The sequence below is a fragment of the Staphylococcus sp. FW104-15G4D genome, assembly GCF_058790135.1.
Map to the genome: position 1 here is coordinate 649,565 of NZ_JBYTCH010000002.1, position 24,216 is coordinate 673,780.

Consider the following 24,216-nt stretch of genomic DNA (forward strand, 5'->3'; position numbering starts at 1 on the left):
TATTTTTTTAAAATTGTTTTACCAAAGCAATGTCCTCATCGTACTGATGTGAGTCAAATTGAGCTGATAGAGATTGTTTAGGGTGTTCTGCACGGTAGCCATCACAATAGCTACGATAACGTGCTAAAAATTGATCAATCATTGGTGTTTTAACGTTAAGCGCCCTCCCTACAGCTTGAATCATAGCTGTTCGATAGCTATCCTCACTTGGCATTCGCGGAATGTGTGTAACGCCTTCTTCATCAATATAAAGACGTTTATATGGTACTGCCGAGAAGTCAAAGTAATGTCCATTCGAATCTGGTTCAGAAAATGGATCGATTAAAATAGCAGTGTAACGAACATAGAGTAAATATTCTTGATGTATCGCTGGTAAGTCTTCAAATTGATTAATTTCTCGTTCACTTAGCGTTTCTGGTCTGACCGGATAATTCTCTTTGACCATAAATTTTAAAAGATTGACGGACGGCACTCTTAATTCGTTTAAAATTTTCATCATCTCTACCCACATTTGACGCATTTCTCGTATCAGTTTCATCGTGATAGGTCCTTCAGGAAATAACTTATAGACGTAAACAGGAACTGTTGTCCCTTTGAAAACTGCTTGTAATGAAAAGTCATTCATAAATAATGCAGGATGAACATAGAGCGAGCTGTTATGTACTTCAGCATGTAACGGTGTATCCATTACAGCGATTTGGATATTCAAATGATGAAATAGTACACATATACGATCTATAAATCTTGAATCGGTATGAGTCGATCCAACATATAACTTTGACTTCACACCTGATGTGAGCACCTGATGTGGTTGAGTAGTATCAACTACTCGTGTGTCTCCTAAATATGTTGAAAAGGACACTACTTCTACATCTAGATTTAACTCTGACAACAGTTGTTCTATTACCATATGAGAACCTAAAGTCGGAGATACTAGAACAATGTGTTGTAGACACTCAACTGTGGCCTTTGCAAGTCGATTTAATATTGAGCGATACGCATCAGCCGTGCACGCCATGATTAGAGTATTGTAAGTACTACTCACTTCCTGTATATCTTTATAAAATTGTCGCACTTTAAATTCACCTGAAAGTTGTTGATGTGCAGCATTTTGAGTGGTGACCTTAAAATAACCGTCACGTTGATACGCATTATAAACACGTTGGGAGCTGGCTGAAGTCTTAACACGACTTACCATATCAATAGTTTGATGCGCCATTTGGCTATATATTTGAGCAAGTTGAATGGCCACAGGTCCACTTCCAACTATTAAAGTATTAGACATGCATCGCACCTCCTTTATTAGAAGCTTTGCGGTACAATGCAATATCAAAGATGTGTTCAGGTCGTGAGAGCCGTTCGACACAACGCCATTTTGTTTCCTCTGTTTGCTGAGATGGATAATTGAATAGCGATTTAATACCATCTCCATAACGCATCGCTACAACCACGTTATCTTTTGTTATAGCGTGTAATTGATTTAGAATATCGTATTTAACAGGGATGGTAGAGCTGAAAATGATGTGCGTAATCGTCTGCATATCGTCTATTTCTTCAACAGTTTGATTGGTGATAACTATATCTTCGTTTGGAGCAAGCACCTGAACAATTCGTTGTCCTAAATCAACTGCTTGTGAATCGATATCAATGCCTATTACAGAAGCACCTGTTTCTTTAGCTACTTGAACAAGCGTCATAGGATAAGCACCTGACCCAATTAGTAATAATTTATCTTCTTTACCAAAATGAAATTGGCCGAATTCTTCATGAATACACTGTTCTACATTGTCAAAGTAACCAGATGTAGAGGATCGTCCATCTAGTAATCTTTTAGCACGTATTTCTTCAACACGTTTTACACACTGTGACGTTATATCTTGAAGCTGGTGAGTTAAACTTGCTTTTGCTTCATTGTTGCTCCAGTCTTCAAATTGATGTTTAGCAATGGGATTTAAAATAAATTGACTATAATGGTCAACTAGCGTTTCCAATGCCTGGATATAATGCTCATCTTCTAATACTTGGTAATATAGTGTTTCAAATTGCCTTAGATATTCTTGTAACTGTTTGTTTATACCGTGTTTTGGGTTCATAATTGTGTCTTTGTCTCCTGTTCTATATATGCTAGTCCTGTTGCGACAGTTGAAACTTGACCTTTGATTGATGTGATGTATCCCTTTTTATTACTGTATGTCGAAGAAACCACTATACTTCCCCCTGGTTGCTTAACTTTGAAATCTTTACATGGTTGATTCGTTTGATATTGTTGGAAAACACCAATTGAAGCAGCACCTGAGCCACAGCTATTTTCCCAAATTAAGCTTTGCACTTCAGGTATATAAATAAGTGGCATTAAAAAGTGTTGTCGTGAATCAAATAGCATGATTCCAATAGTTTTAAATGTAGTATGCCATTGTTGTTCTCTGACAAATTGTTCGACTTGGTATTTGAAGTTCATTGTAGTCTCTTGCGTTTGAATAACATAGTGTATGTAAGTTTCATAAATTAATTCGAGCGCATCGTATGGTTGACCAGCGATAATTAATTGTCTTGGTACAATACTTTGCACTTGAGGCATCCCGACCTCATAATATTGCTGGTTATGAACGGTACATGACACGGTTTGAGAACAACCTGATATTTTTAATTGAAACTGCTCACTTTCAAGCAATTGATGTTCTTGTAAATAATGTATGTATGACATCGTTGCATTCCCACAAAATTCATTCCCACTCATTACTAAATGAAATTGATCCCCATTGGTATAATCACAAGATTCAATAAAACCAACTTGTTCACAACACACATGTGTCGTCTCCATTAATTGATTAGCGATTGATGCATATTCTTCAGGATGATGTTTAGAGTGAACAAGTATAGTCATATTTCCTGATGGATTATACTTAGAAAATTCAACTATCTGTCGATGCATATGATGCTCCTTTATGTTGTAAATTCTCTATTAAGGTTATTGATAAAAAAATAATTGTATGTAGAGTTATCAATAACCTTAAATTAGTTGTACAAAATAAATCGTAATAGTTACGATTTGAAGATTATAGTATACGAGTCGGATAATATTGTCAATATAATTGATAATAAATTTCATTTAGATGAGTTCGGTGGAAAGGACAATTTGTGCATTGTGAAGAGCGATTGAAGATAAAAAAAGCTAGCAAATTGGCTAAAAACAAGCCAATGCTAGCTTAAAAGGGGTATATAATTAGACTTCCCGATGTGTTACATCAGACAAACCGAAGTCTTACCCATAAATTTTAAGAAGATCTTATAAAGAGGATTTAAAGCAATTTCTTCTCACTTACACTTATGATAAGTTGTTTTAATGATGACTTTCATGCTCGCTACTTTTAAGAAATATATCTTCAAGTGAAAGTTCTTCTAAATCTACTTTGAATATATCTATGTCTAGAGAAACATATAGTTTAACAATAGATGGAATAGTGTTTTTTCTTTAGTTTTTAACGTTATTTCATTTTATCAAGTGCAATGTTCATTTTAAGTACATTCACGTAATCTTCAGTCATGGGTGAGGATTGTTTATATTGTTGAATCATGCGTTGAATTGTTGCTTCCTCGATACCACGTTCATTCGCAATCCTTTTCGCTTGAGCATTGGCATTTGAAACGGTGATATCTGGATCTAATCCTGACCCTGAAGCAGTCACAGCATCTGCAGTAAGATGATGTCCTTCTTTATGAATCGAATCTTCAACACGCTGTTTAAATTGAGGATTAGAATTTGCTAGATTTGAACCACCTGATGAAGGTCCACCGTTCGCTTTCAAAAGTTTCTTGTCCATATTATAATTCACGGCACTTATTCGACCATGGAAGTATTTAGAATCGTTCCATTGTTGACCAATTAATTCTGAACCAATTACTTTACCATCTTGTTTAATTAAACTTCCATTAGCTTGATAGGGAAATGCGACTTGACCTATTGCAGTCACTGTTAGCGGAAATATAAACCCACAAAGGACAAATAGTACTACTACAAGTCCAACACTTTTTCGTATCGTTGCCATTCTACATCTCCTCCTTTAGACAACGTATTGAATAATTACATCGATGAATTTAATACCTATAAATGGCACAATCATACCGCCTAATCCATAGACCAACATATTTTTCATTAATATCGTTTGCATTGAAGCGCCTTTAAATTGCACGCCTTTCATCGCAATTGGTATGAGTAACACAATAATTAATGCATTGAAAATGAGTGCCGATAACACTGCTGATTCAGGTGAATGTAAATGCATAATATTTAAGCGATTCATTGCTGGCATTGCAGACATAAACATAGCTGGTAGAATTGCGAAATATTTCGCGATGTCATTCGCAATACTAAACGTTGTTAAAGATCCGCGTGTCATCAATAATTGCTTACCAATTAATACGACTTCCATTAACTTTGTAGGATTAGAATCTAAATCAATTAAATTTGCCGCTTCTTTCGCACTTGTTGTACCAGAGTTCATAGCTAAACCAACATTAGCTTCTGCTAGAGCAGGTGCATCATTTGTACCATCACCTGTCATCGCCACAATATGACCTTTAGCTTGTTCTTCTCTAATAACATTAATTTTATCTTCTGGTTTACATTCTGCGATAAAACGATCTACACCCGCTTCTTTCGCAATCGTTGCTGCAGTAAGTGCATTATCACCTGTACACATGACGGTTTCGATACCCATCTCGCGTAATTCTTGAAATCGTTCAACAAGACCGTCTTTAATTACGTCTTTTAAGTAGATGACACCTAAAATTTCATTATTTTCAATAACAATGAGTGGCGTGCCGCCTTTTTTAGAGACTTCAGTGACGCGTTCATCTAAATCATTAGGAATAGATCCACCCGCTTCTTTAACACGCTTAATCATGCTATTAGGTGCACCTTTATACACTTCATGATCTTCAAACTTCGCACCACTCATACGAGTCTCCGCAGTAAATGGGAAATATTCGCCTCTTTCTTGAGGTAATGTGATGCCTTGGCTTTGTGCAAGTTTAACAATACTACTTCCTTCAGGTGTATCATCTTCTACGGAACTTTCATATGCTGCTCGCACTAATCTTTCATAACTCGTTGATGCCACAGGAATAAATGCATCTGCCATACGATTACCATAAGTAATCGTTCCAGTTTTATCTAGAATCAACACATTTACATCACCACATGTCTCTACGGAACGCCCACTTTTCGCTAAAATATTAAACTGAGTCACACGATCCATTCCAGCGATACCAATAGCAGATAACAACCCTCCAATTGTTGTTGGAATTAAGCAGACTGTTAAGGCAATCAACATCACAATTGATAAATTGAAATGAAGAAATTGTGCTAAGGGGTACATCGTCATAATTACGACGAGAAAGATAATAGTTAGCGTCATTAAGAGCGTGAACAATGCAATTTCATTCGGTGTTTTCTTTCTTGTCGCCCCTTCAACTAAATGAATCATTTTATCTAAGAATGATTGACCTGGTTCCGAAGTGATTTCTATTTCTAACCAGTCAGAAGTGACAGAGGTGCCTCCAATAACATTATTGAAATCTCCGCCACTCTCTTTAATCACTGGCGCTGATTCACCGGTAATCGCAGATTCGTCGACAGTTGCTAAACCTTTAATAACTTGGCCATCATTAGGTATTTGTTCTCCAGTTTCTACACGAACGATGTCTCCTTTTTTCAAATTGCTAGCATTTATCACTTCGTAGCTGCCGTCTTCTTTAATTAATCGCGCCGTCATTTCTATTTGTGTCTGGCGTAAGGCATTCGCTTGCGCTTTCCCTCGCCCTTCTGCTAGCGCTTCTGAAAAGTTAGCAAAAATAAGTGTCAGCAATAAGATGATGAAGATACTTAACACATACATACGCGATACATGTTCTTGTATAAATAAATGAGGTACAAAAATTAATAAAAATGATAGTAGCATGCCCACTTCTACAACAAGCATGATAGGGTTCTTCACCATATATTTAGGGTTTAATTTAACAACACTTTCCTTCAGTGCTTGTCTAACCAAACTTGATTCAAATATTTTTGATGTTTTCATCATTTTCTATCATCTCCTTTCATCACGAATGCAACAGTAGTTGTTCTCCTATTGGTCCAAGCATTAAATCTGGTAGGAAGGTCAAACCACTGAGTAAAATGATGAAGATAATCAACACGGTGCTAAAGAACAGGTTATTAATCGGTACATCTTGTGAGTCATCGGTATGTTGATATGTTTTCTTGTTGACCAAGCTAGACACAATCAACAGTTGTAAGACGATGGGGATATAACGTGCGACGAGCATCACAATTGCTGTCGAAATATTCCAAAATACAGTGTTGTCTTTTAAACCTTCAAAACCTGAACCATTATTAGCAGATGAAGATGTAAATTCATAAATGACTTGAGAAACGCCATGGAATTGTGGGTTTGTTATCGCATCTTTCGCGCCAGGAATGATAAATGCCAATGCTGAAAATATTAATATCAATAATGGATGGACTAAAAATGTGAGTGCTATCCATTTCATCTCTTTGGATTCGATTTTCATACCTAAATAACTAGGCGTCTTTCCAATCATTAAACTGCAAATAAAGACAGTTAACATGACATAGATCAACATATTCATCAGACCGACACCTTCACCACCAAAAACGGCATTTAACATCATAAGAATCATTGGAGCCATGCCACCCATAGGTGTGAGACTGTCATGCATGTTGTTAACAGTACCAGTCGTAAAAGCTGTCGTAATAGTTGTAAATAAAGCTGATTGAGCAATACCGAAACGTGTTTCTTTGCCCTCCATATTGCCTCCATCGATTCCTAAGTGGTGTAAAATCGGACTTCCTGCAGTTTCATAATGTAGACAAATAAGTAAAAGCAAGACAAACATCGTAAACATTGCAATAAAGACCATTACCGCATGGGGATGGATGTGCTGTTTAGCGTTCAGCATTCTGCCAAATAAAAAAACAAGCGATCCAGGAATTAACATCATACTTAATGCCTCTGCGAAATTAGACCAATAGGTTGGGTTCTCAAATGGCGTGGATGAGTTGGCACCTAGGAACCCTCCACCATTCGTTCCAAGATGTTTAATTGACTCTAATGAAGCCATAGGTCCATATGCAATGGTTTGTTTCACACCTGACATGGTTTCAACAACTAGATTGCCATGTAACGTTTGAGGTGTACCTTGACTAATAAGAAATATGCTTAACACGAATGCGAATGGAATTAAGACACGTATGATAAATCGCACGACGTCTTGATAGAAGTTACCTATGACGTCTGTCATACCCGTTAGTCTACGCAACATTGCGATGCATACTGAGTAACCTGAAGCGGCTGAAGTGAACATCAGACACGTAATGACACCCATTTGCGTGAAATACGTTAATCCCGTTTCGCCCGCATAATGTTGTAAATTTGTATTCGTTAAAAACGAGGCTGCCGTATTAAATGCGAGAGACACTGATTGACTTAAATTGTGATTGGGATTTAACCATAGCCATTGTTGTGTCAGTAGTAAGATAAATGCTAATGCGCCAGTTAAACTGTTAAAACATAAAAAGTGCTTTAAATATGTTTTACCTGACATGTGCTCTAGTGACGTACCAATCAATTTGTAGAGTCCCTTTTCTATAGGTGAAAATAAGACATCCATCTTAGACGGTACAATTAAAGCCACTGTATATAAGTATCGACTCATTACGTATGAGAGCACGATAAATGTGATTAAAAATAGAATCATACTCATGATATTTCCTTCTTTCGCTACTAGAATTTTTCACTCCAAAGTAATGCATAAAATAGAAATAAAATTATTCCGATGATCATGAAGGCTAAAAATGTAATCATTGTGCTTCCTCCTCACTTTCATGGACATCTTAGCAAGAGCACTGTAATTAAAGTATTAATATTTGAACAAAGTTATAAAGGAAATATAAAGATAAGAAATTAAATAAAAATAAAAATGGATAAATAGATTAATCTTAATTAATATGTAATTAAGAGGTGGTGGCATATGGAAAGTTCACATAGACACAGAGGTAAACTCACCATTTATTTAGGTTATAGCCCTGGTGTTGGAAAGACATATGAAATGCTATCGAACGGTATCGACCTTTATAAAGAAGGTGTCGATATTAAAATTGGCTATATAGAGCCACATCAACGTCCTGAGACAAGTGCGCTTGCTAAACAACTACCAGAAATTAAGACCTCTAGCCGAAAATTTGGGAGTCATCTCTTTCACTTTATCGATGTGAATCAAATTGTTGAGGCGCATCCAGATGTTGTGCTTATCGACGAGTTGGCCCATACGAATATCTCAAAAACACGACATTTAAAGCGTTACATGGATATTGAAGAAATTCTTTCTCATGGCATTGATGTTTGGACGACACTTAATATTCAACATATTGAAAGTTTGAGTGGACAAATAGCACTGATGACAGGTATCCAAGTATCAGAACGTGTTCCAGATCAATTTATAATGTCTGCTGATGCTTATGAAGTCGTTGATATTTCGCCAAATATGTTGATTCAACGCCTTAAGGCTGGAAAGGTATACAAAAGGGAACGCTTGGATACTGCTTTTTCCAATTTTTTCACATATGAGAACCTGACAGAGTTACGTGAACTTACGCTAAGAACTGTTGCGGATATTATGAGTCAAAAAGAGCAACAGTATAAAACGAAGCATACTGATGTTACGCCTCATATTGCAGTAGCTGTAAGTGGAAGTATTTATAATGAACGTGTGATTCGTGAAGCAAGACGCGCAGCTTATAAAGAGCATGCAAAGTTTACTGCTATTTATATCGACACCTTTGAAACACGTTCTGAAAGTCGTGCGCAAGATCATTATGTTCATAAAAATCTGATGCTTGCCAAATCACTAGGTGCTGAGATTAAGGTGTTATATGCACAAGATATTGCGAAGACATTGATTGATTCGTGCGATAAATCATTTGTGACTAAATTGGTGCTCGGTCAGTCTGAACAACCACCTTGGAAAGAGTACTTTAAGAAGTCATTAATTGAACAGATTAATCATACTACGCATCACTTTAAATTAGAGATTGTCCCGATACATCAGATTTATTCGGATAAGCAAAATCGTGATCGGAGTAGCCGTAAAAAAGATAAAAAACCATACCAACTCACGTTATCAATCGATATCGTTAAAATGTTAACCATCCAAATTGTATGCGTACTATTAGGAATGTGGATTTATAAGATGGATAAGAATGAGTCTAGTGCTATTATTCTTTTAATGTTTTTTATTGGCATTATCGTACTTTCCATTTGGACACAGTCATATTTAATTGGTTTCTTCGCATCGATATTAAATGTCTTCGTCTTTAACTATTTCTTTACTGTGCCGAGGTTTACGCTAGAAATGTATCGCTTTGAATATCCCATCACTTTTGTGACGAGCATATTTGCTAGCATTTTCACGAGTGGCATATTGAAAAATTTAAAATATCAACACTCCCTCACCGAACGTCAGTTATATCGTACAGATATTATGTTGCAATTTAATCAGTCGATTAAGGAATCATATGCGACTATGAAGTTGTTGAGTGTGGCTGGTGATCAAATTCACCAATTATTAAAGCAGGATGTTACTGTATTTCAAATCGAAGCTAAGAAAGTGATGCAGTCCGCGTCGTTTGGAGTTAGCTCGAGTGAGCATAACCATGGGACTGAGGATGCTGAAACGTTAAGTTGGGTAATAGAGAATGAAAGACGTGCGGGTAGACTAACCAACACCTTCCCAGGTAGTAAATTTCTATGTATTCCAATTGGTACAAGACCAGTTAAGGGTATTATTTCGATTCAGTTTACAGATGAGGATTACATCGATACATACGACAATTCTATCTTAGATTCAATGTTAAACGATTTGACCCTTGCCGTTGAAAATGTCGCCCTACTCAAGCAAACGAGACAGTCGATGGTAATAGCTGAAAGAGAAGCTACAAGATCAAATTTCTTACAATCTATTTCACATGATATTAGAACGCCATTAACATCTATTATCGGTAATTTAGATGTAGTGAAATATCATAATGATGGCTTGGATAAAAATGAACGCGCGCAACTGTTAACCGCTTCATACGAAGAGGCACAATATTTATATACGTTAGTCACAAATATACTTTCTCTAACGAAATTAGAGCGTTCAGATATTCAAATTAAGCGCACCTCATACCTTGTAGAGGAGCTACTCGAAGAATTTGAAGATGGACTCGTGCGTCGTCATCAAAATCATAAAGTCACTATTGAAGATAATGGAACATTCGCACTGGTATATATCGACAGCAAATTAATGCTACAAGTTTTATTTAATTTGGTAGAAAATGCATTAAAGCACTCTGAATCGCATTCTGTTATCACCTTACGCGTGCATGAACAAGACTCAAAGATATTATTTGAAATCATTGATAATGGTAAAGGTATACCTAAAGAAGAGCGAGATTTAATTTTCAATCCATATTATTCGGGGGATTACTTTAAAGATAATAAAAAGGATAGCCTAGGACTCGGTTTGTATTTAGTCCAACTTATATTAAAACAGCATCACAGTAAATTAGAATATCAATCCAATGAACCAAGTGGCAGTATATTTTATTTTTATTTAGATAAAGAACAAATAAAAATGGAAGGGTGAGATGATGAAATCTACACTTTTAGTTGTTGAAGATGATGAAGCAATTTTACATTTAATCGATGTAGCATTAACTATGAGTTACTATAAAGTTATTAAAGCGAAAACAGGTAGAGAAGCGGACTTCCGCATTAGAACAGAACATCCAGATATTATATTACTTGATCTAGGTTTGCCAGATATTGATGGGCTTTCTTTAATTAAACGATTAAGAGAATGTGTGGACACCCCTATTATCGTTATCAGTGCGCGAACAGAAGAGGAAACTATTGTAAAAGCGTTAGACTACGGGGCGAATGATTATATGACTAAACCCTTTAATATTGATGAATTACAAGCACGTATCAGGGTTGCACTTCGCGTTTCGAAACGGCCTGACACGATGCAAAATAACTTTGAGAACGGCCCGTTAATCATTGATTTCAGCGGTAATTCTGTTTATATGATGGGACAGGCTATTCACCTAACACCTTATGAATTCCAATTATTAGAAATTTTAAGTCAGCACGTTGGTAAGGTATTAACATATCAGGTTTTATTAAAAGCACTATTTGGATACGTCAATAAGTGTGACATGTCATCATTACGAGTACATATGGCCTCACTGCGGAAGAAGCTTAATAACAGTGATACAACGTATGAAAGTAGTATGAAAAAACTCATTATCACCCATCCAAGAATTGGTTATCAAATGCAACATTTGGAGTGATATTAAAGCTTTGTATATATTAATAATAATGTAAACGCCACATTCTTTGTTGAAGAGGATTGTGGCGTTTTATATATAGCTTTTATATTTATGAAGTTTTAATTAAGTAGTAGTATGAATAACCTTCTAACATCTTTTTAACTTTTAATCATATAACATGATTGCTTTGCCTAGACGTCCTCGTGTGTTATAGGTACGGTCAACAAATGCACTACCTTCCTCTATAGAGTAGCTTCTATCGATTGGAACAATAAACTCATTTTCATTATAATCTGAAATACCTTTTTCTAAGTCTCCCCAAGTTCCGATACAATTACCTATTAATGATAGATTATTGAGCATAACTTTTAACATAATATTTTTCAGATGGTTAGGTGTTTTTTCATCTTCATTTTCAGAAAAGGCGGGATGTTGGTTTTTATAACCGCATGTAATATAGCGTCCGCCTACTTTCATTTGATTCACTGCTTTTTCTAAATGCAAATCAAAATAAGGATCAAATACGACGTCAAATTCACCTAAGTCTTCTTCCCACTTCTGCATGTTCCTATCTACTTTATGTAATTTAGCTGGCCGAATGAGTGCTTGTTCTTCAGGCGTCCATTCCGATGTAGTTAATATTGTCGTATCGATTCCTTTACTGATTAAGTTATTAATAATAAACATAGACGTATTAGAGCGACCGCTCAGTACTAGTGCACGTTCATTCTGCTTAAGATTTACACGCCTTACCATGCTTGTTGAAGTTTGGCTACCTATTGAGAAGCCTGCTGCAACTGCGTTATTCATATGTTCTGGTATTTTGATAAGCTTTGATTTATGCAATCTGAGCCATCCTTTTGAAGCTTCGTTTGTGACTGCTCCAGGTGCCACCCCTGGAAAAGGAGGGTCGGGATACGCACAGTTGGGTATCACACGTTGTCCAATTTCAAATTCATCAACTGAATATCCTTTAGCTACAATTCTCCCTACAAAGTCAGAACCAAAATAATCGAATGGTGGAGCTTGAGAATTTACATCTTCTTGCATTTTTAAAGCGGCTTTTAGAATAATGGCTTTATCTCTATAATTGCAAGAAAACGCATCAACTTTTACTAACACGAAATGTTCGTTCTCTGATGCATCTTCGTTAAAACTTGGTCGTTCTAATTCAATCAAACCACAATGAATGGGTGTTCCTGCAATACTTACATCAGGTAACATCGTTACATCTTCTTCTAATACTAAATTTGTATTAATTAAAGCTAAAACTTTCATAAGCTGAGTCACTCCTATCAGTATAAGTCACACACTTTTAAAACTTTTGGATAGAGCATTTTCATAATGTAGCGCACACACCATAAATCTCTGTTCACTTCACTTTATTTTTAGACAAATCATTAATATCTATCTGATTCGCAATGAATCTTTGCTTTAGTAATAATTTGAAGGAAGCACCTGTAATAAAGTAGTCTTGAATGGCGTCGGCTATAGCACTACAACGATGTTCACCAAAGCTCTGTTGAATACCATTAGTTTGAATAGGCTCTTCAGCTGTAAAGAGGTTGTATGTTAATTGACTCGCTAGTTGAGAGGCTTTTTTAATCTTTATAGGAGCCTTTTTAACATGTTCAATTAATACTTTTTCAACTTTGTCTTTATCTTCACTACTGTAAAACACGAGTGCGTCATTTCTTGGATAACTATCAGAGGAGGATAAAATTTTAGCAGAAAAACTCACGTTCTTTTCAACTAACTCATTTACACATTTACTCCATAACTCTATAGCATATTGAGGCGTGTCTGCATAAATATAATGACGTGTAACCTTATTAATATGTAAACCATTATTTGTATGTACGAACATGAAAAATCCAGGCGTCAAATTAGGTCTAGAACAAGGCACAACAATACTATTATCTTCATTTACTTCTTCTTTGATTCGAATCCCTTGAATAACATGGTAGATTTGACCGTTAAAGTTTTGTGTACTCGTCTCTACTCGAATCCCAGGATCTTTAATGCTACTGGCAATTTGTTCGTTTAAATCATTAAATGTTTTTGATGATTGTTTGACTTGATTGTTCAAATTTCCAGTATGTAACATCGAATATAACCACTGTTTTAACTTACTTTTTTGATTTTCAAGGACGTCATCATATGTTTCATTATCGATTTTAACTTTGTTTAAATCCGTTTCTAATTCTATTTTTTGTGCTAAATCTTCTAACGTATTCACTTTTTCTGTCATAGTACGTCCTCCAATTTATTCAAATAGTTCTATTAGATTTTTTGGAAACACTATTACTTCTCTACCTATCCCAAGAATCGCTCTATCTATGGCAGTTAAACGAAATGAAAATTTAGCTCTGCTCATGATTCTTTCCACGAGAAACCATCCAATATTTCGAGCAAGATGTATGTTATTAATCATTTTCTTAGATACATATGTTTGATAAGCTAATTGAATTAAAGGTCTCATTTGTTCAATGTAATTAAGACCTCGTTCCATAAACTGATCTTCTATCTCCTTAGCATCTGAAGTTTCTTGAGTCGTTTCGGTAAAAGTTTTTAATAAGCAATCAAAATAAATAGAACCAATTAGTCCCGCTAAATCTCTACTTGGATCCCCTTTACGTAATTCTTCAAAATCTATAATCCAAATATCATCATCTGTAAATATAAACTGATCCAAACGAATATCACCATGACAAATACAGACGTCATTATCATGAGATTGCTGCATTATCGTTTCTACGAGTTCTGAGTCTTGTTGCAATAAACTAAACAACTCTAGTTCTGCGCCCGTACAGCCGGCATATTCATATTTATTTAATGCATATAACAACGATTCACGCTGCGGTAACTGGTCTTCTGAATCTATATCCACATCATTGATATCAGATAAATGTAATGTCACTAACATATCTGCAGCTTTTGCGATTTTGTGTTTAAAATTTGGGGATGGTTGTTCTAATTCTTCTTCTAACGATGTAGCATGTTCAATCCATTGATATTTAAGCGATAAACTGTCTTCATCATGGTCAATCAACTTTGGAGACTTCAATCGAATAGTATCTGTGCGTATGTCTTCCCATTTCAAGCAATTATTGTATCTTCTGAGCGCGTCAACTTTAGGTCCTTTAATTACTTTATGTAAATATTGAGTTGTTCCATCTTCTTCAAGACTGATGATATTACGACCTTCTTTAACTTTTTGCATTAAATGTTCTAAGCTCCTTTCATGTAAATTACATTTTTTATTTTTAAAATGTGTAAGGTATGATTTATGTAATGTTTGGCGTTATGAATTAGATATTAATATCTCACATAGCCATTTCTTTATTTATATTAAAAAGTTACTACCCTATAATCTTAGTCATTTAATTTAACATTATTGATGATTAACTGCGTTAAGCTGCACTCCAAGTAACTGTATAAGAAACGGATGCAGAAATTGATGATGTACGACCATCACCTAAATCTCTTTCTTCAATTGCACTTCGTTGAATATTATTTGATGATGTATAGTGACTATATCCGTTGATTAAAATATTTTCCATATCGATTCCTCCTGATGTTATAGGGTAGCAACCGCTTTCATTATAATTCCGAAAAAGAGTAAATTCAATTTTTATATGTAAATTTACATTAAAATTATTAATATCTTAATAAATAAAATAATAAAATTGTCACTAGTATAAAGATAATATTAATGTTTAATAAAAATTAAGTAAGTTTATCGTGAAACAATTTTCAAAAATTCAAGACTGCTACGTTAGAAGGACCTCAAATCATTCAAAATATAAAAAAGATAATAAATATATAAAACAGCGTAATATTAACAATAATTTAAAAATATTGTACGATGTATAAATGGAGGGATGATTATGAAAAAGCAATTATTAGGGACTGTATTATTAAGTACGTTCTTACTAGGGGCATGTTCACTCAATATCGGTACAGACGATAATCAAGGTGAAGGTAAAAAGAATAATGAAGAAAGTAGTGAACATAGTTCAAATCAGTCTAAAGACAAGCAGAGTAATAAAGATACCAAGGTAGATAACCAAACAAATCAAGCTAATCAAAGACAAGCAAATGGTTCCGAAAATAATGATGCTTCAAATCCAGGCAATGAAGGAAACAATAACGAGACAAATTCTGAAAACCAATCAAATAATGGGACGATTTCAGAAGATGAAGCGATTCAAAATGCTAAAGAGCACTTTAAAAATTCAGCCACAAATGATGATTACAAAGTTGATTCAAACCAATCTAATAGTAAAGAATACTACATTACCTTTACAGCACGTGATGCCACAGGCTTTCCAATGAGTGGGCTACTACTGTTAATAAGCAGACAGGTCATGTTAATGGTTATATAGATAGAAGAACTAAAGCAGAGAAAGAAAGACATGTTCAACATGCTAATGAAAGTTCGTTATATAAAGGGCCGAATAGTCAAAATAGAAAATTATTCGGTAAAGATTTAAGCCATCCAAATTACAATGATCAAAATGCGCAACAATCGCAAAATGAAAATAACCAACAGAAACAAAATAACGAAGATCAATCACAACAAGAATCGAATAATGATGATAGTAGTCAAAGTAAGGAAGGCACATCAGAAACCGAAGCTGCTCAAAATAGTGAACAAGAACAAAATCAATCGGTAGAAGAAAATCAGGATAATGATACACAAGCGGAGCAACAACAAACTGACAACGCTTCTCAAGATGCTGATAACAACCAAAATAACGACCAACAAAATAGTGTTGAAAAACCTCAATCAGTAAGTAGAGACTAAAATACATTTTTATAAATAATAGAGCGTTCTCAAAAAATTTCTGAGAACGCTCTTTATATTTATCTAGTTTGTTTTAAGTGATTAATTATCTACTAAAGACTTATTGATTAGTGTGAGTTGTTAAAAATTTCCCTAAACTCTTAATATTACACGATATTATCTATAATTTCCTTACGTAATTTACCTCTAATTTCTGCCATTGTGTTTAAATGATATTTCTTATAATCTCCAGCATCCACTCTAAACGCGTGTACGCCGATAATTTCATTTTTACTATTTAAAACAGCTCCACCAGATGAACCGGGTTCAGCCATCATTTGATAGTAGCCGATAGGATTTACATTTCGTGCAGTCATAGAATATTTACCTTTAGAATGATACATCGTATCAGCTGGATCATTTTTATATTTTCCATATGGCGTACCATAGTGATACATATGAATTGGCGTATTAGCTTTCATTGATTTAATGGTACTTTCTGATGCAATCTTACGTATTTTCATATATTTAGAAATGTCTTCATATGTATAAACCAATGCGACATCTCCGTATTGCAACATTTGAACGCCAAATACTTGGAGCGAACGAACTACTTTGGAACCTTCTTGTAATAAGTTGATTCTCATGTTCTCAGGTTGTGCAGGTGTTAGTGGTTTATGTGCACGTTGATCATTCACTACATGATTCGCAGTTAAAATCGTATGTCTGCCAATTGCTGTACCCGTGCCGTAAGTTAATTGTTTAGCTGTCGGATTCCAATTAAATACAGTTGCGATATTAGCATCTTTCGCTTTAGTATGCTCGATTGTAACGCCCTTATTACCCGATTTCTTCATAATTTTTAAAGCATCATCAATACCTGATTCTTTTGTCGTTTGACCGAAATCACGCACATTATCCCCACCTGGTACATTGGATGGCCAACGTTTAGGTGGTTTATTGTAGTAATTCTTTTTAGGTTGCGAATATGTTGATTTTGATTTTACTTTTACTGTTGAGGTTGGTTTTGCTTTTGACTTAGTCGTTGTTTTGATTGAAGTTTTGACACTCGGTTTTGTGGATTTCTTTTTTGTTACAGTTGAGGAAGTGCGCTTCGGTGTCGTTTTAGTAACTTTTGAAGTTGATGGTGTCTTTTTCGTTTTAGTTGCTGTTGATAACCAATGAGGTTTCTTGTTACCCGGTTTGATAGCTTTCGTTGTCTTTTGAGGTTTAACTTTAGTTGGTGAAACTTTGTGATGAATAATTGTGTGTTTAAGTGTTTTACGTTGTTTTGGTTGAGTCGTTTGCTTTGAATAAGACTTTCCCACATGTTTAGTAGTACTTTGTTTGTGAAGATTGTTTGTTACTACATGAGTCGAAGATGGTTTCGTACGTTTAACATACTGTGTTGTTGTTTGTTTTGTTGGCTTTGTATATTTTTTCGTTCTAGTAGGCTGATTACTTTTATGAGTTATTTGTGTTGGTTGAATGCCATTTTTAGTTTTAGGTGTTTGATTTGTATACTGTTTAGCTACTTGGTGTTTAGGTGTCTCTTTTACGATCACAGTATTACCTTTAGTAGCAGCATCTGCCTTGTTGAAATGTAATAACGCAGAGAGACTAAAAATAACTAGCATCACAATTGAAGTGTAAATGAATTTTCCCAATAATTCCCCTCTATACACTGTGCATGTCCCCACTTTCTTATCGAAATAAGTATATTTTTTATATGTATTTTAACTATAATGCATGAGTGAGTTTTGCACAATATAAACAATTGATTATCAATAAAGTTTTTTACAGTTTAAAATGGAATTGAAAATAATTATAAAATAGTGTTATATCAGCAATGATATTTATAATCACCACTGATCCAGAGAACTAAAACAGAAAACCTCATCATCTAGAGTTTGTTCTAAATGATGAGGTGTGTAATAAACCGATAATTTTTACTCGTTATCATTATAATTTTTATATTTCGCTATTCTACTACTTTTCTTTTAAATAGCCATCTTCCATATGATACATTTTATCACAGAATTTTGTTAAACGTTCATCGTGCGTCACAATGATACATGTTTTATGACGTTGTTTAGATTGTTCTTTAAGAATTCTCATTACTGCCATCGCATTTTCTGTATCCAACGAAGCTGTTGGTTCATCCGCTAAAATAATAGACGGTTGGGTATAGATTGCTTTAGCGATTGCCACACGCTGCTTTTGTCCCCCTGAGACTTCAGATGGTAATTTATTTTCAATTTCTTTCAAACCTAAATCATTTAATAATTTTTCAAATTCGCCAGTGCTTAAAACTTCTTTTTTATAATTTTTCAATAAACGAAATTGCTGTCTGATAGTTAGAAATGGCACTAGATTTGTAGATTGTAAAATAAAACCAATTTCTTTCATTCTCATCTTAGCAAGTTGTTTCTGACTCAATTGTGAAATTTTATTATCATTAATGTATATTTCCCCGTGTGTAGGCGTTTGTAGTGCGCCAGCCATTGTTAGGAATGTACTTTTCCCGGAACCAGAAGGCCCTACAATAGCTATTAATTCGCCTTTATCAAAGGTCAAAGATGTGGATTTAACAGCTTCAATCATTTGGTTACCATCTTTAAATTCTTTCGATACTTGATCAAACTTCAACATTGTAGCACCTCCTTATTCGATTGCTTTGAGTGGGTCAATTTTTCTAATAGATAATACCGAGAATAAGCTGCCAATCAAGGACGTTAATATTAAAACAACCCCAAACACTATGAGCGTCACAATATTAAATTCAACCGGTACCGCTTCTGGTAGGACAAATCCTGTGAGGATAGTAAGTACAAGACCTATCAATGTACCAATCAATGCTAGGATAAATGTTTGTGATAAAACCATCTTCATTAAGTAGCCATTAGTAAAGCCCTGTGCTTTCAAAACACCGAATAAGTTTTTCTTCTGCAATGTTATAACATACAAGAATACGCCAATCACTGTTGCTGAAATGATAAATAAGAATGTAATCATAAAGTTCATTGTTAGATTTTGTGGTTTATATCCAGGTAAATCTTCAATAAATTTATTAATACCTACCACTTCAAGATCTTTGTCTACTTTTTTATCTTTCCAGTGTTTATCTCGCACAACTATTGCATTGGTTTTATCTGTAGTTAATGTTGGATTGATTTTTTGCATCGTTTTATTATTAGTGAAAATAACAGGTGAAGCATTATATTTTGCACTTTCTGAGACACCTACGATGCGTAATTTTTCATCGGATTGAGATAATTTAATCTTATCTCCTACTTTAAACCCTTTATCTTTGAGTGTCTGATCAATAACGACTTCATTGTCTTTAGCAAATTTTTTACCTTTAACTATTTTCGGCATTAAAAATGAATCTGCTTTAATCCCAAAGAGTAGTGCATTCTCTTCACTATCACCATTAGAGGCGATAACGCCCATTTGTTTTAATGAGGAGGTCTCTTTAAATTTATCGTTCGATTTAGATGTTTCGAAAATGGATTGTTGCACGGTTTGATTCGCATCTTTATTTAAAACGATAGCATCCGCTTTCCACTTTTTAATTCCTTCTGTATTCATGTTAATTAAACCATTAGCTAAACCTGAAAGTAAGAAGAGTAAATAACTTATAAGAACTAAAATACCGATAATCAGGCCAAACTTTAGCTTATTGCGTTTAATTTCATTCCATGCAAGAAACATATAATACCTCCTTTGTCTGTATTATTAATCTAGTATAGCAGTTATTAAACTATGGAAGATAATAAATGTACTTCTGAAAATTTATGGTCAGAAATCATACAACTAAATCTAGAAAGTTAAGCGCCATAACGTTTGTAACTATTTTAGAAAAAAATCATTATCCTTTCATTCTTTTTTAGACTACTCGTAGACTCCCTTTCCAAAAATGATAGCTATTAAAATTCATTTTGTGTATGTTCACATTTTATGGTAATATCATCATGCATAAATGTGCGAGATACTAATAATTAAGAAGGTTTAAATATATTATGAAAGAAAATTTTTGGAGTGAATTACCACGTCCATTTTTTATTTTGGCGCCAATGGAAGACGTGACGGATATTGTCTTTCGTCATGTTGTGAGTGAAGCTGCTAGACCGGATGTGTTTTTCACTGAATTTACAAATACTGAGAGTTATTGTCATCCCGAAGGTATACACAGTGTTCGTGGTCGTCTAACGTTTAGTGAAGATGAACAACCTATGGTCGCTCATATATGGGGAGATAAGCCTGAGCAATTCCGTAAAATGAGTATTGGTTTAAAGGAGATGGGCTTCAAAGGGATTGATTTAAATATGGGCTGCCCTGTTGCAAATGTTGCTAAAAAAGGTAAAGGATCTGGCCTAATTTTACGTCCTGAAAGAGCGGCTGAAATTATTCAAGCCACTAAAGAAGGTGGACTACCCGTAAGTGTTAAAACAAGCCTTGGTTATTATGAAATAGATGAGTGGAAAGATTGGCTCAAACACGTCTTTGAACAAGACATCGCAAACTTATCCATCCACCTCCGTACACGTAGAGAAATGAGTAAGGTAGATGCACATTGGGAATTGATTGAAGCTATTAAAACAATGCGTGACGAGATTGCACCACATACTTTATTAACGATTAATGGTGATATTCCAGATAGACAGAAAGGTCTTGAACTTGCTAATAAATATGGTGTTGATGGTGTAATGATCGGTCGCGGCATCTTCCATAATCCCTTTGCATTTGAGAAAGAGCCACGTGAACATACAAGTGAAGAACTATTAGACTTGTTTAGATTACATTTATCATTGTATGAAAAGTATTCAAATGAGGAGACACAACAATTTAAAGCTTTACGCAGATTCTTTAAAATCTACATTCGTGGCATTAAAGGCGCGAGTCAATTGCGCCATAAGTTGATGAGTACAGAAACGATAGACGAAGCACGTGAACTGCTTGATGAATTTGAAGCTAAAAGAAATAATACAGAAGTTTAAAATATACTAATCCCCCCTGTTAACCATGTGATTATCAGGGGATATTTTGATAATGTTCGCTTTTGGAATGATTGACTCCTAATGATTAAACTAAAAAATAAATAATGTCATTGTTCTAAAATTAATAAATAGTTAATAGTATTTCATGCGTTTCCTTTATAAAATACTGTATGTTATCAATTTGAGGTTTATACATATAATAAAAAGACGGAGGACACCATGATTTTAACTATTTTACTTATCTTTTTCTGCATCAGATTAATTAGTTTAAAGATATCTATTAATCATTCACAACAATTAATAACAAATGGCGCTATCGAGTATGGCGTTAAAAATTCAAAATTTCTAGCAATCACTCATGTTTTAATCTACGTTTGTGCAGGTGTAGAAGCACTTATAAACAAAGATACTTTTAGTTTAGTGAATAGCATCGGTTTAATGATATTAGTTTTTGCTTATATCATGTTATTTATAGTAATCAAAACTTTAGGTGGTATTTGGACTTTGAAATTATTCATTTTACCAAATCATCCTATTATTAAATCAGGATTATATAAAGTGACGAAGCACCCAAATTACTTCTTAAATATCATTCCAGAGTTAATTGGGGTGTTATTATTAACTCACGCAACTTATACAACGGTATTACTAATACCTTATGCATATTTCCTATTTGTGCGTATTAAACAAGAAGAAAAATTAATGAATATGTAAAATGAAAAGCTTGTAATCACGGAAATGAATAACGCGTTTAAATGTAACGTACTCATCCGTAATTATAGGCTTTTAACATGTTTAGTAGATATGTGAAGGAAGAATTTTACTAAGTTGTTTAATCGAAGTAAAAGTAACCAATTGATATCAAAAAGATAATTTAACATTACTGTTTGTCTTACTTCAGACAACCGTCACACTTCCCCTTTTGTAAATCATAACTATTATAATTGAGCAGGTATAATAATCTACCACCTTATTTGATTAAATGATTTCATAATCTAATTCGACAAACTGATTATATTGTGTAACCTCACGTAAGTGGAGTTTTACTTTCTCATCTATTGAATTGAATAACTCAACACCTTGGGTAAGTATTGTTGGTGCTATGGTCAACTTTAACGATGTTATGATCTTCAAATTAATTAAAGTTGAAATCAACTTACCTCCACCAACAATCCATATTTTTTCATTATCATTAAATCTATTAAAAAGTTCGTCTAAGTCACCACTATAGAATTCAATATCCCAATCAATATCTGTGACTTTTGATGAGATTACTACTACCTTCTTACCTTGATATGGATTCTCTTCTACACCATTATCAATTAACCATCTAAAGGTACGGCCTCCCATTACAACAATATCTACGCTATTATAAAAGTCAGAATAGCCATTATCTCCTTCGCCTTTAACCTCCTCTAGAAACTGAACTGATTCATCTTTATCTGCTATAAAACCATCTACTGAAACAGCTAGATAAGCACATACCTCTTTTGCCATATAAAATTCCCCCTTATATATATAAGTAGCTCAGTCTAAATTTGAGCGTCCTCACATCATACAATTACATTTATTATTTACTTCATACATATTAGCATGTTTGGTTTATAATTCCTTTGTAAAGTTACTCAAAGAGGGCCCATACTGATGAATTGGTAATTTAAAAAAAAGCTATATGAGAAATCAATTTTGAATTGTGATTTCCATATAGCTCCTATTTTAAGTATTAATATTCAAATACATAGCAATACTAATTTGATGCATATGCAGAAAGTGGATAATGGTCTGAATAGTCATTATATTTATATGTCTTGCCCCAAGATTTCACAGACCATTCTGGTGACTTCACTTTGTGTACATTATTATGCCATGAGCTTGGTTGAGCATGGTCGCGATCTAGTAAAATATAGTCTAAATGCTGTGGTTCTAATTTAGGATAGTTATATTTCGCAATGCCATTGCTTTGTGTATCCCAACTATAGGCGTTGCCATCAAATTGTGTAGGTAATGAAACGTTCAAGTTCTCAGGCATTTGTTGATATTCCTCTGAACCTTTAATGACATTTAAATCACCGCCGATATATACGGGTTCATTTTTAGGAATATGTTTATCTTTGATAAATTGTTTAATTTCATCCATTTGACTCTGTCTGATTTTTTGGTCTTTTCCTTTAATACAAATTGGATCTTCAGCTTGAAGGTGTGTTCCAATTATATGTTGGTATTTACCATTTTTATTAATTTTAATGTATGCGAAACCTTTATTGCCAGCTTTATCAGCGCCGCACCCCTTTTTGTAAATATGTTGTTCTTGTTCGACGATTGGCCATTTACTTACAATACCAACGCCACCGCTCACTGGTTTTACTTCTCTATAAGTACCTGAAGTCTGTTGCCAACCGTCTGTACCTTTACCAACAATAGGCGTTTGATAAGGATATTGAGATTGTAAATTTGTTAAAAGACGATTGGATGCTTTTTTATCGAATAATTCATTAAAAATAACGACGTCTTGACCTTGTATATAATCAGCTTTTGAAATTAAATCAGCGCGCTGCGATTGTCCCCAATTGGGATACAATGCTGTAGGCAAGAAATAAACGTTATGTGTTGTAATTTTAAGACTGTCTTCAGACTTACTTTCATTAGCATGTGTAATTGTGGAAAATGCTAATAATAAACTGCTTACAATTAGGAATGTAGTGGTTAAACATTTGCGTGGCCAGTTCAAATACCTCATTCATACACCTCATTTCGTTTGATGAAATGAGTATAACAAAAGAAATTTTGTTATTTTTAAAAATTACTATAATTAAATAAAATTTTAATAAATAATTAAAAAAATAAAGGTCTGTTGTAAAGTTGAGTATAATTTCAATAACATAGGAATGTAGTGATTAAAATTGAATACAGGATAACTTTTTGATAAACACATATCTTATAAAGCACTACTATGTATAGATAGTAATATAATTTTATTTTTTAGTACTTATATCTATAGTAATTAAACTTGAATTTATTCATTAATTTCTTAGTTG

At 34.2% G+C, this 24,216-nt stretch carries 20 protein-coding genes; 5 read left to right on the top strand and 15 right to left on the bottom strand.

What is annotated here, in order from left to right:
• Positions 1–7: 7 nt before the first annotated feature.
• From cntM to kdpA, 6 genes are all read right to left on the bottom strand, one after another.
• Entirely contained in the window at positions 8–1,285 is a 1,278-nt protein-coding gene (cntM, locus tag AC3WQX_RS09425; protein WP_194251342.1) for a staphylopine biosynthesis dehydrogenase, read from the bottom strand.
• Complete coding sequence (gene cntL, locus AC3WQX_RS09430; RefSeq protein WP_030061407.1) at positions 1,278–2,093, bottom strand: staphylopine biosynthesis enzyme CntL; 816 nt, start codon at positions 2,091–2,093, stop codon at positions 1,278–1,280. The genes cntM and cntL overlap by 8 nt, the downstream gene beginning before the upstream one ends.
• Positions 2,090–2,932, bottom strand: a complete 843-nt coding sequence (gene cntK / locus AC3WQX_RS09435; protein WP_049427153.1) for a histidine racemase CntK — start codon at positions 2,930–2,932, stop codon at positions 2,090–2,092. The genes cntL and cntK overlap by 4 nt, the downstream gene beginning before the upstream one ends.
• A gap of 553 nt (positions 2,933–3,485) precedes the next feature.
• Entirely contained in the window at positions 3,486–4,046 is a 561-nt protein-coding gene (kdpC, locus tag AC3WQX_RS09440; protein ID WP_030061405.1) for a potassium-transporting ATPase subunit KdpC, read from the bottom strand.
• Positions 4,047–4,061: 15 nt separating this feature from the next.
• Entirely contained in the window at positions 4,062–6,083 is a 2,022-nt protein-coding gene (locus AC3WQX_RS09445; RefSeq protein WP_064212300.1) for a K(+)-transporting ATPase subunit B, read from the bottom strand.
• 19 nt (positions 6,084–6,102) lie between these two features.
• The gene (gene kdpA, locus AC3WQX_RS09450; protein WP_049427150.1) at positions 6,103–7,785 is read right to left on the bottom strand and encodes a potassium-transporting ATPase subunit KdpA; all 1,683 of its coding nucleotides are present in this window, start codon (positions 7,783–7,785) and stop codon (positions 6,103–6,105) included.
• Positions 7,786–8,052: 267 nt separating this feature from the next.
• Here kdpA and AC3WQX_RS09455 point away from each other — a divergent pair, with 267 nt between their 5' ends.
• Together AC3WQX_RS09455 and AC3WQX_RS09460 are read left to right on the top strand one after the other, a co-directional pair.
• A complete protein-coding gene (locus AC3WQX_RS09455; RefSeq protein ID WP_064212302.1) occupies positions 8,053–10,707 on the top strand; it encodes an ATP-binding protein in 2,655 nt (884 codons plus the stop codon).
• 4 nt (positions 10,708–10,711) lie between these two features.
• Complete coding sequence (locus AC3WQX_RS09460) at positions 10,712–11,413, top strand: response regulator transcription factor (RefSeq protein WP_049427166.1); 702 nt, start codon at positions 10,712–10,714, stop codon at positions 11,411–11,413.
• 144 nt (positions 11,414–11,557) lie between these two features.
• Here the strand turns inward: AC3WQX_RS09460 and AC3WQX_RS09465 are convergent, their stop codons facing one another.
• The 4 genes from AC3WQX_RS09465 to AC3WQX_RS09480 all read right to left on the bottom strand — a co-directional run bounded on the left by AC3WQX_RS09465 (position 11,558) and on the right by AC3WQX_RS09480 (position 14,955).
• On the bottom strand, positions 11,558–12,670 hold the full coding sequence (locus AC3WQX_RS09465) for a quinone oxidoreductase family protein (RefSeq protein WP_030061395.1): 1,113 nt from the start codon (positions 12,668–12,670) through the stop codon (positions 11,558–11,560).
• Positions 12,671–12,764: 94 nt separating this feature from the next.
• A complete protein-coding gene (locus AC3WQX_RS09470; RefSeq protein WP_030061393.1) occupies positions 12,765–13,643 on the bottom strand; it encodes a T3SS effector HopA1 family protein in 879 nt (292 codons plus the stop codon).
• A 15-nt stretch (positions 13,644–13,658) separates the two neighbouring features.
• Complete coding sequence (locus tag AC3WQX_RS09475) at positions 13,659–14,615, bottom strand: phosphotransferase (protein ID WP_030061391.1); 957 nt, start codon at positions 14,613–14,615, stop codon at positions 13,659–13,661.
• Between the two features lie 190 nt (positions 14,616–14,805).
• Complete coding sequence (locus AC3WQX_RS09480) at positions 14,806–14,955, bottom strand: hypothetical protein (RefSeq protein ID WP_002454314.1); 150 nt, start codon at positions 14,953–14,955, stop codon at positions 14,806–14,808.
• Positions 14,956–15,282: 327 nt separating this feature from the next.
• Here AC3WQX_RS09480 and AC3WQX_RS09485 point away from each other — a divergent pair, with 327 nt between their 5' ends.
• Positions 15,283–15,780 (top strand): hypothetical protein, encoded by a 498-nt coding sequence (locus AC3WQX_RS09485; protein ID WP_492740075.1) that lies wholly within the window; start codon positions 15,283–15,285, stop codon positions 15,778–15,780.
• A gap of 568 nt (positions 15,781–16,348) precedes the next feature.
• Here AC3WQX_RS09485 and AC3WQX_RS09490 read toward each other — a convergent pair.
• The 3 genes from AC3WQX_RS09490 to AC3WQX_RS09500 all read right to left on the bottom strand — a co-directional run bounded on the left by AC3WQX_RS09490 (position 16,349) and on the right by AC3WQX_RS09500 (position 19,895).
• Positions 16,349–17,818 carry a trypsin-like peptidase domain-containing protein gene (locus tag AC3WQX_RS09490; RefSeq protein WP_430625452.1) on the bottom strand — a complete coding sequence of 490 codons (1,470 nt, stop codon included), beginning with the start codon at positions 17,816–17,818 and terminating at the stop codon, positions 16,349–16,351.
• A gap of 352 nt (positions 17,819–18,170) precedes the next feature.
• Entirely contained in the window at positions 18,171–18,833 is a 663-nt protein-coding gene (locus tag AC3WQX_RS09495; RefSeq protein WP_049427145.1) for an ABC transporter ATP-binding protein, read from the bottom strand.
• A gap of 12 nt (positions 18,834–18,845) precedes the next feature.
• Positions 18,846–19,895, bottom strand: a complete 1,050-nt coding sequence (locus AC3WQX_RS09500) for an ABC transporter permease (RefSeq protein ID WP_030062709.1) — start codon at positions 19,893–19,895, stop codon at positions 18,846–18,848.
• A gap of 308 nt (positions 19,896–20,203) precedes the next feature.
• Between AC3WQX_RS09500 and AC3WQX_RS09505 the strand changes: the two genes are divergently transcribed.
• Together AC3WQX_RS09505 and AC3WQX_RS09510 are read left to right on the top strand one after the other, a co-directional pair.
• Positions 20,204–21,181 (top strand): tRNA dihydrouridine synthase, encoded by a 978-nt coding sequence (locus tag AC3WQX_RS09505; protein WP_492740076.1) that lies wholly within the window; start codon positions 20,204–20,206, stop codon positions 21,179–21,181.
• 219 nt (positions 21,182–21,400) lie between these two features.
• Positions 21,401–21,895, top strand: a complete 495-nt coding sequence (locus AC3WQX_RS09510) for an isoprenylcysteine carboxyl methyltransferase family protein (protein ID WP_030062708.1) — start codon at positions 21,401–21,403, stop codon at positions 21,893–21,895.
• A gap of 264 nt (positions 21,896–22,159) precedes the next feature.
• Here the strand turns inward: AC3WQX_RS09510 and AC3WQX_RS09515 are convergent, their stop codons facing one another.
• Both AC3WQX_RS09515 and sph read right to left on the bottom strand, forming a co-directional pair.
• Positions 22,160–22,678, bottom strand: a complete 519-nt coding sequence (locus AC3WQX_RS09515) for a dihydrofolate reductase family protein (protein ID WP_030062707.1) — start codon at positions 22,676–22,678, stop codon at positions 22,160–22,162.
• A 250-nt stretch (positions 22,679–22,928) separates the two neighbouring features.
• On the bottom strand, positions 22,929–23,909 hold the full coding sequence (gene sph / locus AC3WQX_RS09520; protein WP_172969468.1) for a sphingomyelin phosphodiesterase: 981 nt from the start codon (positions 23,907–23,909) through the stop codon (positions 22,929–22,931).
• Positions 23,910–24,216: the final 307 nt, after the last annotated feature.